The 13,226-nt window shown below is 69.0% G+C and carries 9 protein-coding genes; 4 read left to right on the top strand and 5 right to left on the bottom strand.

The genetic code is table 11. The annotated features are described in order from the left end of the window. The first annotated feature begins 256 nt into the window (after positions 1 to 256). Positions 257 to 697, top strand: coding sequence for a MarR family winged helix-turn-helix transcriptional regulator (locus VFA06_RS09340; RefSeq protein ID WP_349260127.1), 441 nt, complete (start codon positions 257 to 259; stop codon positions 695 to 697). Positions 698 to 1,057: 360 nt separating this feature from the next. Here the strand turns inward: VFA06_RS09340 and VFA06_RS09335 are convergent, their stop codons facing one another. The 4 genes from VFA06_RS09335 to VFA06_RS09320 form a co-directional block, all read right to left on the bottom strand. Beyond that, positions 1,058 to 1,516 (bottom strand): hypothetical protein, encoded by a 459-nt coding sequence (locus tag VFA06_RS09335; RefSeq protein ID WP_324840050.1) that lies wholly within the window; start codon positions 1,514 to 1,516, stop codon positions 1,058 to 1,060. 66 nt (positions 1,517 to 1,582) lie between these two features. Further along, positions 1,583 to 2,368 carry a heavy metal-binding domain-containing protein gene (locus VFA06_RS09330; protein WP_349260126.1) on the bottom strand — a complete coding sequence of 262 codons (786 nt, stop codon included), beginning with the start codon at positions 2,366 to 2,368 and terminating at the stop codon, positions 1,583 to 1,585. A 68-nt stretch (positions 2,369 to 2,436) separates the two neighbouring features. Continuing rightward, entirely contained in the window at positions 2,437 to 3,306 is an 870-nt protein-coding gene (locus VFA06_RS09325; RefSeq protein WP_324840048.1) for a heavy metal-binding domain-containing protein, read from the bottom strand. A gap of 177 nt (positions 3,307 to 3,483) precedes the next feature. Continuing rightward, entirely contained in the window at positions 3,484 to 4,272 is a 789-nt protein-coding gene (locus tag VFA06_RS09320; protein WP_414639861.1) for an enoyl-CoA hydratase/isomerase family protein, read from the bottom strand. 162 nt (positions 4,273 to 4,434) lie between these two features. Here VFA06_RS09320 and glgX point away from each other — a divergent pair, with 162 nt between their 5' ends. After that, positions 4,435 to 6,630, top strand: coding sequence for a glycogen debranching protein GlgX (gene glgX, locus VFA06_RS09315; RefSeq protein ID WP_324840046.1), 2,196 nt, complete (start codon positions 4,435 to 4,437; stop codon positions 6,628 to 6,630). Between the two features lie 116 nt (positions 6,631 to 6,746). Here glgX and glgP read toward each other — a convergent pair whose 3' ends face one another. Beyond that, complete coding sequence (gene glgP / locus VFA06_RS09310; protein ID WP_324840045.1) at positions 6,747 to 9,374, bottom strand: alpha-glucan family phosphorylase; 2,628 nt, start codon at positions 9,372 to 9,374, stop codon at positions 6,747 to 6,749. Between the two features lie 247 nt (positions 9,375 to 9,621). Between glgP and VFA06_RS09305 the strand changes: the two genes are divergently transcribed. Then, the gene (locus VFA06_RS09305) at positions 9,622 to 11,961 is read left to right on the top strand and encodes an alpha-1,4-glucan--maltose-1-phosphate maltosyltransferase (RefSeq protein WP_324840044.1); all 2,340 of its coding nucleotides are present in this window, start codon (positions 9,622 to 9,624) and stop codon (positions 11,959 to 11,961) included. Between the two features lie 122 nt (positions 11,962 to 12,083). Continuing rightward, a partial coding sequence (gene treS, locus VFA06_RS09300; RefSeq protein WP_324840043.1) for a maltose alpha-D-glucosyltransferase occupies positions 12,084 to 13,226 on the top strand: 1,143 nt, incomplete at its 3' end.

Genomic DNA, 13,226 nt, shown 5'->3' with positions numbered 1-13,226 from the left:
TCTAGTGCTGCGGCCATCCCCTGCTGGTCGCAGAAGATTCCCGGATCGACAACCAGCGTGTAGCCGTCCTGCTCAATGCTGAGCCCTGCATGACCGAGCCATGTGATCTGCATTGCCTTCACCTTCCTCTTGCTGTTCGCTTCACCGTTCGGGACACTGGAACAACTCTACAGCACAACTGTACAGCCTTGCTGAAGAAATTGCGGTAAACTGTGGGCAACGGGAAAGTCGGCTGATCGCGGAAGGAGTGAGCATGATGGGGGACGGGGATCCTTCTGCTCTCGCTGCGGAGCTGCGACTGGTGATCGGACAGCTCGTCCGACGTGCCCGGGTGCAGGACGAGGAGCCATTCGCACAACGAGCGACGCTTGGCTATCTGGATCGCGACGGGCCCATGACGACCAGCGATCTCGCGCACGCGCAACACGTGCGGCCGCAGTCGATGGCGCGCACGGTCGGGCAGCTCGCGGACGAGGGACTGGTGACGTTCGAGGCGCACCCGACTGACCGGCGCAAGACGCTGGTAGTGATCACCGAGGCGGGACGGGAGGCGGTGAACAGCGGGCGGGTCCGCCGCGCGGGCTGGTTGCATCAGGCCATAGAGGACGAGCTGACGGTCGAGGAGCAGCGCGTGTTGGCGGCCGCGATTCCGCTGCTGAATCGCATGGCGAACCGGCCGGATAATGCGATGAGGTGATAGATGGGGGGATGGGTGAGGCTCACGCGCATCTCCGGCCTGGGGGCGGCACGGCACTGACAGCGGCAGCGGCCGAGGACGCGCGTGACGAGGGACGCGGGGGTCGAGGGGAACTGCGGACAATGCCGGTTCGCGCGCGTCTTGGGACTGAGGGTGGCATGGCACTGACAGCGGCAGCGGGCGAGTACGCGAGTGATCGATCGTCAGGTGACGGCGCGGAGGCGAATACACGAGGCGATCGAAGGCCGCGCGGCCGCCAGGGCACCAAGAGCTTGAAGGCCTCGCGGCGCGGGACAGGAAGCGCTCAAGGGGCTCGCGGCGCCAGGCACTAAGCGATCGAGGGCCTCGCGGGCGCGGGCGCTAGTGCAGGAAGCGCTCGAGGGCCTCGCGGGCGCGGGCGCTGGATGCCGCCGTCTCGGCGAGGGCGCGGGCGAGCGTAGTGATCCACTCGTCCAGGCCAACCTGCTGCCTGGAGAGCACGATGCCGCGCACCTCCTTGCAGATCTCGCCGGTCATTCGGCCACGGTCCATTCGCAGGGCGAGGCGCTGCTCACCGAGGGCCACGTCGATGTTGATTACCGCACCCTCGCGGCCGGCCATCCGGTCCGCCATCGACCGCTTGCGCTCGACCTGGACCGCGCCGGGCGGTAGCGAGTCCGCGAGGGTTACCGACAGGACCTTCGCGTACAGGTCCAGGTCCGCCGTGTCTCTGCGCAGCGCGGCCGCCAGCAGCTCGACGTCCATGGCACCTTGCGGGTCACCTGCGCCGAGCGCGTTTTCGCCGGCCGGGACCATTTCGTGCGATTCGTAATCAGCCATGTCGTGCTCAGTCATTCCCGCCCGGGCGTTTGCCAGCTCAACAGTTCCCATTCTGGCATCGTGCGGTCACGCATCGAGGCTGAGCGTCATCGTCGGTCGGTCGATGACGTGGTCCGCACGCAGGGGGCGGACCGCCGTGCCGATCGCGAAGAACTCCGTGGTGTGCGAGCCCCAGGTGTGCGAGTGCTGACGCAGCTGCACCGCGACGATGCCCTCCGCGTCCAGCGCCTCCGCCTCCGCCTGCATGCGGCTCATCGCCAGCTCGCGCGCGTCGTAGAGCGCCTGGGTGAACTGCTCGATCTCCACGTTCCGGCCCGCGTTGCCGATTACCTGGCCGAAGCGCTGGTGGGCGACGTGGTAGACGCATGAGCCCATCACCATGTCCAGCGGCGCGTAGCCGGCTCGGATCAGGGTCCAGAAGTCCTGTCCCGACAGGTCCGAGGTGAACGGCTTGTTCTTGTTGTTGCGCCAGTGGCCGTGCGGGCCGGGGTCCGCCCCGTCCGCCTTGACCGCCGTGCCGACCGCGATGAACTCGGCGATGTCGTTGCCGAACTCCTTGAACTCCACGTCCAGCCGCACCCCGACGATGCCGTCCGCGCCCAGCGCGCTGGCCTCCGCCTCCATCCGGCTCATCGCCAGCTCGCGGGCGTGGTACATGGCCTGCGACAGGGTGGTCATCTCCTGGTTCTTCGACCAGCGGCCCAGCTGCAGGCCGACGTGGTAGATCGAGGAGCCGAGCACCAGGCCGAGCGGCCGGAAGCCCGCCTCGCGCACCAGCAGGAACTCGTTCACCGTCAGGTCCGAGGTGAAGATCGAGCCCTTGCCGGGACGCAGCTGGGCGAGCCGGCGCATGGCGTCCTCGGGCACCCCCTGCGCGACCAGGTCCCCGGCCTCCTGCTGGATGGACTGCTCGGTCATCCTCAGCGCTCCCGATTCAGGGTCATGATGGTCAGTGGCTTGAGCCCGGAGCCGCCGGGCCTGCGGTCGAAGCGGGCGATCGACGTGCCGACGAACGCGGCCTCCGCGATGTGGTCGCGCTGGTTCTCATAGGAGGGGCACTCCCTCTCGCGGATGCGCAGCTCCATCTCGTCGACCACGATCCCGTCCCCGCCGTGCGCCTTCGCGTCGAGTTGGAGCTGGTGGCGGGCGTCGTGCCGGGCGTGGTTGATCAGCTGGGTGTATCCGTCGACCTCTTGGTTGCCCGCGGTCCAACGCAGCTGTCCGTAGGTGCGCCAGTCGTCGTGCCTGGTCGCGATCGAGATGCCGAGCACCAGGCCGGTCGGCACCCAGCCGCCGTGCAGCAGCTTGGCGAACTCCTGGCCGGTGACGTGCGAGGTGAAGGGTGTGGCCGGCCGGGTCTTGGAGCGGGCTCGAACGGCCGTGCCGAGGGCGGTGAACTCCATGCCGCCGGCCGGGAAGTGGCCGACCCGCAGCTTTACCCCGACGATCCCGTCGCCGCCGAGCGCCTTGCACTCGGAGATCGCCCGAGCCAGCGCCAGCCGCCGCGCGCCGTACATCGTGCGCACCAGTTGCGAGAAGGGGGCGTAGGCGGAGGGGGAGACCTCCGTGCCGCCGAAATACGACCACGCGCCGGAGCAGCCCCAGCGGCCGGCGTAACCGATGTGGAAGACCGCGGTGCCGAGCACCTGCCCGACCGGATCGAACCCGGCCCCGGTGATCGCCGCGAACTCCTGCGTGGTCAGCGCCGAGCCCCAGGTCTGGCTCTCACGGATCTCCGCCATCCGCGCGCGGGCCACCTCGGGAAGGGCGGCATCCAGCTGTTCGGGCATCAGACCCCCGGTCGGAGACGGAAGTGCGCTCTCGGGCAGCGTATGACATGGCGGGCTTGTGTGGACGTGAAGGCGGGGGTGAAAGCCTTTGCCCTGGTGGTGAGCCGCCGCGCAGTGCGCCCGGGGATGTCAGGTGAGCGCGGCGTCAGTCGAGCGCAGCGTCAGTCGAACACCGCGTCAGTCGAAGACGGCTTTGCCGGGGCCATGATCGATGAAGGACTGCATGCCGGTACTCCGGTCGGGCGTCGCGAACAGCGCGGCGAACTGCGCCCGCTCGATCTCCAGGCCGGTGACCAGATCGGTCTCCAGACCGCGGTCGATCGCCTCCTTGGCCGCGCGCAGCGCGAATGCCGGTCCGGCGGCCAGCTCGGCGGCCCAGGAAAGTGCGGTCGAGTAGACGTCTTCAGGGGCGACGACCCGGTTCACCAGACCGATTCGCAGCGCTTCCTCGGCGTCGACCATCCGGCCGGTGAAGATCAGATCCTTGGCTCGGGCCGGGCCGACGAGCCGGGAGAGGCGCTGGGTGCCGCCGGCCCCGGGGATGAGGCCCAGCTTGATCTCCGGCTGGCCGAACCTGGCGTCCGTCGCGGCGACCCGTAGGTCCGCGCACAGCGCCAGCTCGCAGCCACCGCCGAGGGCGAAGCCGGTGACCGCGGCGATGACCGGCTTCGGGATCCGCGCGATCGCGGTGAAGGAGTCCTGCAGAGCGCCGGAGCGCAGCACCATGTCGGTGTAGGAGAGGGCAGCCATCTCCTTGATGTCCGCTCCGGCGGCGAACGCGATCGGACCGCCGTAGAGCACCACGGCGCGCAGCTCGGGATCGGCCGTCACCTGCTCGGCGGCCCGCTTAAGCTCGGCTTGGACGTGCGAGTCGAGCGGATTGAGCTTCGGGCGGTCGACTCGGATGGTGGCGACCCGGGGGGCCGCGGCGGCGACCTCGATCCGGACAAACTCGGCGCGCCACACGACCTGCACTTCTGTCGCCGCGCCCTCGTTCGGCTCAGTCAACGCTGACACTCCCTTGGATCACCGTCCGCCTGCACCGTTCATCCAACCACGGCCGGTCAGCCGCCGAATTTCCGGGGCCATGAGGTTCTTCACGACCCGTCAAAAGGCACAATGGACGCCATGAGTGACCAAGCTGGCGATCCGCACCACGCTGAGCACTGGGACCGGCCCTGGCCCGGTAACTGGCATCCGCTGGGCGCTCGCCACGACGGACAAGGCGTCAACTTCGCGCTCTGGGCAGCCGGGGCCGAGGGCGTGGAGCTGTGCCTTTTCGACGACGCCGGGGGCGAGAGCCGGATCCCGCTGTCCGAATCCACCTTTCACATCTGGCATGGCTACCTGCCCGGCATCGAGCCCGGCCAGCGTTACGGCTTCCGGGTGCACGGACCCTGGGATCCGTCGCGCGGTCGCCGTTGGAACGCGAACAAGCTGCTGCTCGATCCCTACGCCAGGGCGCTGGAAGGCGAGTTCGTCCTCAACGACGCCGTATACGCGCATGTGAAGCACGGTTCGACCGCCAACTCCAACGCCCTCGACGACCGCGATTCGGCGCCGTACGTTCCGAAGGGCCTCGTGATCGGCGAGGTCGACGTGGACACCGGCTTGCGGCCGCACACGCCCTGGGCCGAGACGATCATCTACGAGCTGCATGTACGCGGCTACACGATGCGTCACCCGGCTGTACCTGACGAACTGCGCGGTACGTATGCGGGGCTGGCGCACCCGGCGGTCATCGACCATCTGGTCCATCTGGGTGTCACCGCCGTAGAGCTGCTGCCGATCCACCACTTCGTCTCCGAGCCGCACCTGCTGGAGCGCGGGCTCGGCAACTACTGGGGCTACAACTCGATCGGCTACTTCGCCCCGCACGCGCCGTACTCGGCCGCGGCCCGGCGCGGCGAGCGCGGCGGCCAGGTGCGCGAGTTCAAGCAGATGGTGGCGGCCCTGCACGCGGCCGGCATCGAGGTCATCCTCGACGTGGTCTACAACCACACCGCAGAGGGTGGCGGGGACGGACCGACGCTGTGCTTCCGCGGCATCGACAACGAGAGCTACTACCGGCTCGACGAGAAGAACCCGAGCCGGTATGCCGACTACACCGGCTGCGGTAACACGCTCAACGTCGTACAACCGCACGTGCTTCAACTGATCACCGACTCGCTGCGCTACTGGGTCACCGAGATGGGTGTCGACGGGTTCCGCTTCGACCTCGCCTCCGCCCTCGCCCGCTCCTTCCACGACGTGGACAAGCTCTCCGCGTTCCTGACGGTCATCGCGCAGGATCCGGTGCTTCAGGAGGTGAAGCTGATCGCCGAGCCCTGGGACGTCGGCGAGGGCGGCTACCAGGTCGGCGAGTTCCCGCCGCTGTGGACCGAGTGGAACGACAAGTTCCGCGACACGGTCAGGGACTTCTGGCGTGGTGCGCGCACCGATGTGCGCGATCTGGCGTATCGGTTGTCGGGTTCGTCAGACCTCTACCAGGACGACGGTCGACGCCCTTACGCATCGATCAACTTCGTTACCGCACACGACGGCTTCACGATGCGCGACCTGGTCACCTACGACCACAAGCACAACGAGGCGCACGGCGAGAACAACCGTGACGGCAACAACGACAACCGCTCCTCGAACTACGGCGTCGAGGGCGAGACGGACGACGAGGCGGTCAACCAGCTGAGGCGCCGTCAGATCCGCAATCTGATGACGACCCTGGTCCTGGCCACCGGCGTCCCGATGATCACGGCCGGGGACGAGTTCGGCCGCACGCAGCAGGGCGACAACAACGCGTACTGCGTCGACAACGAGGTCAGCTGGGTCGACTGGTCGCTGCTCGAGAAGGGCGAGTGGTCCAGCCTGCTGGACCTGACCCGGCGCATCATCCACCTGCGCAAGCGGCACCCGGTGCTGCGCCAGCGCGTGTTCTTCTCCGGCCAGCCGGCGCATCCCGGCGGCCTGCAGGACATCGCGTGGTTCCGCCCCGACGGCGAGGAGATGACCGACGGCGATTGGTTCGCCCCGGCCGCGGGGCTCGGCGTGTACCTCTCCGGCCAGGACATCCGCGGGCGCGGGAACCACGGCGAGCGGATCATCGACGACAGCTTCCTGCTCGTGGTGCACGCCGGGGCCGAGGAGCTGGAGTTCGTGCTGCCGGGCGATCCGTGGGCGCGCTGGTACCACAGCGTGATCGACACGACCCTGGAAGGGGACCCCGGCGCGCGCGACAACGTCACCTATGGCGGCGGGCTGCCGGTCACGCTCGCGCCGCGCTCGCTGATGCTGCTGCGCGCGGATCCGGAGGCGTGGTCGGCGACCTGACATCATGTCAGCCGCTCCCCCAAACGCGTCGCGGCGGTGCACCGGATAGGTCCGGTGCACCGCCGCGATTGTCAGCTCAGCTCATGAACCGTCAGCTCAGCTCATGAACCGTCAGCTCAGCGCATGAACGTGTCACCGTCACCCTGGCCCGAGGACGAGACGGTCACCGGCGTCGGCAACACGGCGAGCCCGAGTTCCGCCGGCGTGGATAGCAGCGGATGCTTCGGTACCGCACGCACCGTGTACCCGAACGGGCCGGACCGGTCCAGCTCGACGACGCCCTCGTACCGGTTGCGGCCGAGGTCGTCCACGCCGTTCAGCTCCAGCGCGACCGTGTGCGTGTCCTTGAGCTGGTCCCGCTCGTCGACCCGGCCGTAGACCGCCTGGACCTCCAGGTCGTCTGGCGTGATCGAGCCGAGTTGCACCAGCGCGCGGACCCGCAGCGTGCCGCCGAGCCGGGGGGCGCCCTCGCCGCCGTCGCCGTCAGCGACCGCGTCCACGTGCTCGATCGCCAGCTCCGGCCAGCTCGCCTTGATCCGCTCGGTCCACGCGGCCAGCTCGATCGCGCTGCGGTAACCGTCGGCCGACACGGCACGCGAGGACATCGCCGCCGGGACGTACAGCTCGCGCACGTAATCCCGCACCATCCGGCTCGCGAGCACCTTCGGACCGAGCGTGCTCAGGGTGTGCCGGACCATCTCGATCCAGCGGGTCGGCAGGCCCGCCGCGTCGCGGTCGTAGAAGCGGCGGCTGACCGAGGTCTCAATCAGGTCGTAGAGCGCAGCGGCCTCGAGCTCGTCGCGCCGGTCCGGGTCGTCCACGCCGTTCGCGGTCGGGATGGCCCAGCCGTTCTCGCCGTCGAACCACTCATCCCACCAGCCGTCCCGGATGGACAGGTTCAGGCCGCCGTTGAGCGCCGACTTCATCCCGGAGGTTCCGCAGGCCTCCAGTGGCCGCAGCGGGTTGTTGAGCCACACGTCGCAGCCGGGCAGCAGCGTCTGCGCCATCGCCATGTCGTAGTTCGGCAGGAAGACGATGCGGTGGCGCACGTTGTGCTCGTCGGCGAAGCGCACCAGCTCCTGGATGAGCCGCTTGCCGCCCTCGTCGGCGGGGTGCGCCTTGCCGGCGATGACCAGCTGGATCGGGCGCTCCGGGTGCAGCAGCAGCGAGGCGAGCCGCTCGCGGTCGCGCAGCATCAGGGTCAGCCGCTTGTAGGAGGGCACCCGGCGGGCGAAGCCGATGGTGAGCACCTCCGGGTCGAGCACGTCGGCGGTCCAGCCCAGCTCGGCCTCCGAGGCGCCGCGGGCGATCCAGGACTCCTTGACCCGGCGCCGTGCCTCGTCCACCAGCGCGGCGCGCAGCACGCAGCGGATTTCCCAGATCGTCTTGTCAGACAGCCGGTCTACGGCCGCGAACGGCTCGTCCGCGAGCGCGCCGGGGCCGAGTTCCCGCTCGACCAGGTCGAAGACCGCGGGGTGCACCCAGGTCTCGGCGTGCACGCCGTTGGTGATCGAGGTGATCGGCACCTCCGGCGAGTCGAAGCCGGGCCACAGGCCGCCGAACATCTCCCGGGAGACCTCGCCGTGCAGCAGCGAGACGCCGTTGGCGCGCTGGGCCAGCCGCAAGCCCATCACGGCCATGTTGAAGCAGCCCGGGTCGCCGCCGGGGAAGTCCTCGGCACCGAGCCCGAGGACGTTCTCCATGCGCACTCCGGGCGACTGGTTGTCCCCGCCGAAGTGCTCGGCCACCAGGTCGTGCGAGAACCGGTCGATGCCGGCCGGTACCGGGGTGTGCGTGGTGAACAGGGTGCCGGCCCGTACGGCGGCCAGCGCGGCGCCGAAGTCGAGCTCGTGCTCCTCGGTCAGCTCCCTGATGCGCTCGATCCCGAGGAACCCGGCGTGGCCCTCGTTGGTGTGGTAGACCTCCGGCTGCGGCGTGCCGGTGAGCCGGCAGTAGGCGCGCACGGCGCGGATGCCGCCGATGCCCAGCAGCATCTCCTGGTGCAGGCGGTGCTCGCTGGAGCCACCGTAGAGCCGGTCGGTGATCTCGCGGCCGCCGTCCGCGTTGTCCTCGATGTCGGTGTCGAGCAGCAGCAGCGGCACCCGGCCGACCTGGGCCAGCCAGACCTGCGCGACCAGTTCGCGCAGCCCGGGCAGGCCGATGGTGACCCGCACGGCCGTTCCGTCGGCCTCGCGCAGCTTGGTCAGCGGCAGGTTGTCCGGGTCGATCAGCGGATAGGTCTCCAGCTGCCAGGCGTCGCGGGAGAGCGACTGGCGGAAGTAGCCGTGCTTGTACAGCAGGCCGACGCCGATGATCGGCACGCCGAGGTCGGAGGCGGCCTTCAGGTGGTCGCCGGCCAGGATGCCGAGGCCGCCGGAGTACTGCGGCAGCACCGCGGTGATGCCGTACTCCGGGGAGAAGTAGGCGATCGAGCGCGGGGCGTCGGTCAGCGTCTGGTACCACTTCGGTTCGGTCAGGTACGCATGCAGGTTCGCGGCCGCGTCGGCGATCCGGGCGGTGAACCGTTCGTCGGCGGCCAGCACGGCCAGCCGCTCGGTGCGTACCGCGCCGAGCAGGCGCACTGGGTCGCCGCCGACGGCCTCCCACTGCCCGGGGTCCACCGCGGCGAACAGGTCTCGGGTGGGTGCGTGCCAGGACCAGCGCAGGTTCGCCGCCAGCTCGGCGAGCGGCGCGAGTGGTTCGGGTAGCACGGTGCGGACGGTGAAGCGTCGGATAGCCCTCATGCTTCGGGACAGTAGCGGCTGGTCCTGGGGTTTCGCGACATGGTGGCTCGGGTTCGTGGGCGGCGCGCTGCCATGCACTCCCGAACGCCCCCCGGTTGAGTTGCGGTCTTGTAACGCGGTGCCGCAAACCGGTCCTCCGGGCTTGACCGCGGCTTCGGTCCGGCCCCCGGCGGGGCTGAAGGGGGCCGAAAGCGTGCCGTCGCCAAGCGCGTCGCGTGTATCGCGTGAAATCGGATATGAATCCCGCATGAGCATCGGACGCATCCCCATCGTCGACGTCCAGCCGCGGATCCTCGACGGCGCCCGGCCCGCCAAAGCGGTGCCCGGCGAGCAGTTCACCGTGACCGCGACCGTCTTCCGGGAAGGGCACGACGCGGTCGCCGCGAACGTGGTCCTCACCGGTCCCGACGGTGAACGTGGCCCGTGGACCCTGATGCGCGAGCTGGCTCCCGGCACCGATCGTTACGGCGCGCAGGTGGCCCCTGACCGGCGCGGAGAGTGGACCTTTCACGTGGAGGCGTGGTCCGATCCGCTCTCCACCTGGTGCCACGCGGCGCGGGTGAAGATCCCGGCTGGCATCGACGTCGAGCTGGTCTTCGAGGAGGGCGCGCGGCTGCTGGAGCGCGCCGCCGCAGCTGACCCGGTGACAGGTCCGGCTGCAGCGCGGGCCGCTCGGTTGCGCCGCGAACATCACAGGAATGACACAGATGGAGTAGGCACCGTCACTCACACGCGCCCCACGAGCCCCCTGAGCCCCTCTGACGCTTCCGATGCTTCTGATGGCTCAAGTGACTCGCGGGGGCAGAGTGGTTCCAGTCGCCCCGCCGGTTCCGGTAGCTCTGCCAGCTCCAGCAGCGCCTCGATTTCCGCGCGGGCCGCGGCGACCGAGGCGGTCATCGAACGGGTCGTACAGGCAACGCTGGACGACCTTGCCAACCGGGCGGCCCGTTCGAACGAGTCGGCATCGGCGCAGGACGACGACGAAGCCGCCGCCGCGGCCGCGGACCAAGCCGATCCGGACGTGCATCTGCTGCTGACGACCGCTCAGCTGCTGCGCGACGTCGACGTGCCGCCCGAGGCGCGGCTGGCCGCGATGGAGAAGGCGGAGGTGCACCGCGCTCTCGCCGCGCGCCCCGTGCGCGAACTGCTGACGGAGAGCGAGCGTTACCCGCTGCGCGTGGATCGGGCCCGTGCCCTGTTCGGGTCCTGGTACGAGATGTTCCCGCGGTCGGAGGGCGCGCAGGTGGACCCGACCGGCGCCACGCCTCCGGTCTCCGGCACCCTGCGCACCGCCGCCGAGCGGCTGCCCGGCATCGCCGCGATGGGCTTCGACGTGGTCTACCTGCCGCCGGTCCATCCGATCGGCACCGCCTACCGCAAGGGCCCGAACAACACCACCACCGCCGGACCCTGGGACGTCGGCTCGCCCTGGGCCATCGGCTCCTCGGACGGCGGCCACGACGCCATCCACCCGGACCTGGGCACCTTCGCCGACTTCGACTACTTCGTGGACCGGGCCGGCAAGCTCGGCATGGAGGTGGCGCTGGACTTCGCGCTGCAGTGCTCGCCGGACCACCCCTGGGTGCTCAAGCACCCGGACTGGTTCGCGCACCGCGCCGACGGCAGCATCGCCTACGCCGAGAACCCGCCGAAGAAGTACCAGGACATCTACCCGCTGGACTTCGACGGCCCCGGGGTGCTGCCCGCGATCCTGGAGGAGTGCGAGCGGGTGCTGCGGCTGTGGATGGGCCACGGCGTGCGCATCTTCCGGGTGGACAACCCGCACACCAAGCCGGTGCTGTTCTGGGAGCGGCTGCTCGACCGGATCCACGCCACTGACCCGGACGTGCTCTTCCTGGCCGAGGCCTTCACCCGCCCGGCGATGCTGCACACCCTCGCCAAGATCGGGTTCCACCAGTCGTACACGTACTTCACCTGGCGCAACACCAAGCAGGAGCTTCAGGAGTACCTGACCGAGCTGGCCGAGTCCTCCTCGGCGTTCCTGCGCCCCAATCTGTTCGTCAACACCCCGGACATCCTGCACGAGTACCTGCAGTACTCGGGGCGCCCGGGCTTCAAGATCAGAGCGGTCCTCGCCTCGACCCTCAGCCCGACCTGGGGCGTGTACTCGGGCTACGAGCTGTGCGAGAACGTGCCGGTGCGGCCGGGCAGCGAGGAGTACCTGAACTCGGAGAAGTACCAGCTACGGCCGCGTGACTGGGCCTCCGCTGAGGCGGAAGGCAGGTCGCTGGCGCCGTTCCTGACCCGACTCAACGGCCTACGTCGTGAACATGTTGCACTGCAAGGGTTACGTAATCTCAAATTTCACTCCACGGACAACGATGCTGTGCTGTGCTACTCCAAGCGCACAGCTGCTGATCTGGTCCTGGTGGTCGTCAATCTCGATCCGCACAATACGGTCGAGGCCACCGTCTCCCTGGACTTGTCCGCGCTCGGCCTCGGCTGGGACGACCGCTTCACCGTACGCGACGAGCTGGACGGTGCGGTGTACCACTGGGGCCGGGACAACTACGTCCGGCTCGACCCGCACACTCAGCCGGCCCACGTGCTCACGCTGGTCAGGTAGGCCCTGACCGCGGCGGTACGGGGCCACGGCCCGGGGCGCGGCAGCCCGGGCGGGTCGGCGGCCGTGTGCAGTCCACCCTCATCCGCGCACCACATGGTGCTCCCGGCACAACTGGAGTGACCGTGATCGTCAACGAACCGGTATCAGACTCTCCGCTGGACCTTCCGAAGAGCGAACGCGATCCGGACTGGTTCAAGCGGGCCGTCTTCTACGAGGTTCTGGTCCGCTCCTTCCACGACTCGAACAACGACGGCACCGGCGACCTCAAGGGGTTGACGAGCAAGCTGGACTACCTGCAGTGGCTCGGCGTCGACTGCATCTGGCTGCCGCCGTTCTTCAAGTCCCCGCTGCGCGACGGCGGCTACGACGTGTCCGACTACACCGACGTGCTGCCGGAGTTCGGGGACCTCGGCGACTTCGTCGAGTTCGTCGAGCAGGCGCACGCCCGCGGCATCCGGGTCATCATCGACTTCGTGGTCAATCACACCAGCGACCAGCACCCGTGGTTCCAGGCCTCGCGCAACGACCCCGACGGGCCCTACGGCGACTACTACGTGTGGGCCGACGACGACAAGCAGTACGCCGACGCGCGCATCATCTTCGTTGACACCGAGACCTCGAACTGGACCTTCGACCCGGTACGCAAGCAGTACTTCTGGCACCGCTTCTTCTCGCACCAGCCCGACCTGAACTATGAGAACCCGCAGGTGCACGCCGAGATGCTGGCGGCGCTGCGGTTCTGGCTGGACCTGGGCATCGACGGGTTCCGGCTGGACGCCGTGCCGTACCTGTACCAGGAGGAGGGCACCAACTGCGAGAACCTGCCCAAGACGCACCAGTTCCTCAAGAAGGTGCGCAAGATGGTCGACGAGGAGTACCCGGACACGGTGCTGCTGGCGGAGGCCAACCAGTGGCCGGCGGACGTGGTGGAGTACTTCGGCGACCCGAGCGTCGGCGGCGACGAGTGCCACATGGCGTTCCACTTCCCGGTGATGCCGCGCATCTTCATGGCGGTGCGCCGCGAGTCGCGCTACCCCATCTCGGAGATCATGGCGCAGACCCCGGCGATCCCGTCGAACTGCCAGTGGGGCATCTTCCTGCGCAACCACGACGAGCTGACCCTCGAGATGGTCACCGACGAAGACCGCGACTACATGTACAGCGAGTACGCCAAGGACCCGCGGATGAAGGCGAACGTGGGCATCCGGCGGCGGCTCGCCCCGCTGCTGGAGAACGACCGGCGGCAGATCGAGCTGTTCACCGCG

Source organism: Actinocrinis sp., from assembly GCF_035653575.1.
Lineage (GTDB): Bacteria > Actinomycetota > Actinomycetes > Streptomycetales > Catenulisporaceae > Actinocrinis.
This window is presented reverse-complemented; position numbering and strand designations above follow the sequence as displayed.

Excerpts from the sequence above, each read along its gene's own strand:
- VFA06_RS09340 (WP_349260127.1), top strand. The coding sequence starts at position 257 with ATGGGGGACGGGGATCCTTCTGCTCTCGCTGCGGAGCTGCGACTGGTG.
- VFA06_RS09335 (WP_324840050.1), bottom strand. The coding sequence starts at position 1,516 with ATGGCTGATTACGAATCGCACGAAATGGTCCCGGCCGGCGAAAACGCG.
- VFA06_RS09330 (WP_349260126.1), bottom strand. The coding sequence starts at position 2,368 with ATGCGCCGGCTCGCCCAGCTGCGTCCCGGCAAGGGCTCGATCTTCACC.
- VFA06_RS09325 (WP_324840048.1), bottom strand. The coding sequence starts at position 3,306 with ATGCCCGAACAGCTGGATGCCGCCCTTCCCGAGGTGGCCCGCGCGCGG.
- glgX (WP_324840046.1), top strand. The coding sequence starts at position 4,435 with ATGAGTGACCAAGCTGGCGATCCGCACCACGCTGAGCACTGGGACCGG.
- glgP (WP_324840045.1), bottom strand. The coding sequence starts at position 9,374 with ATGAGGGCTATCCGACGCTTCACCGTCCGCACCGTGCTACCCGAACCA.
- VFA06_RS09305 (WP_324840044.1), top strand. The coding sequence starts at position 9,622 with ATGAGCATCGGACGCATCCCCATCGTCGACGTCCAGCCGCGGATCCTC.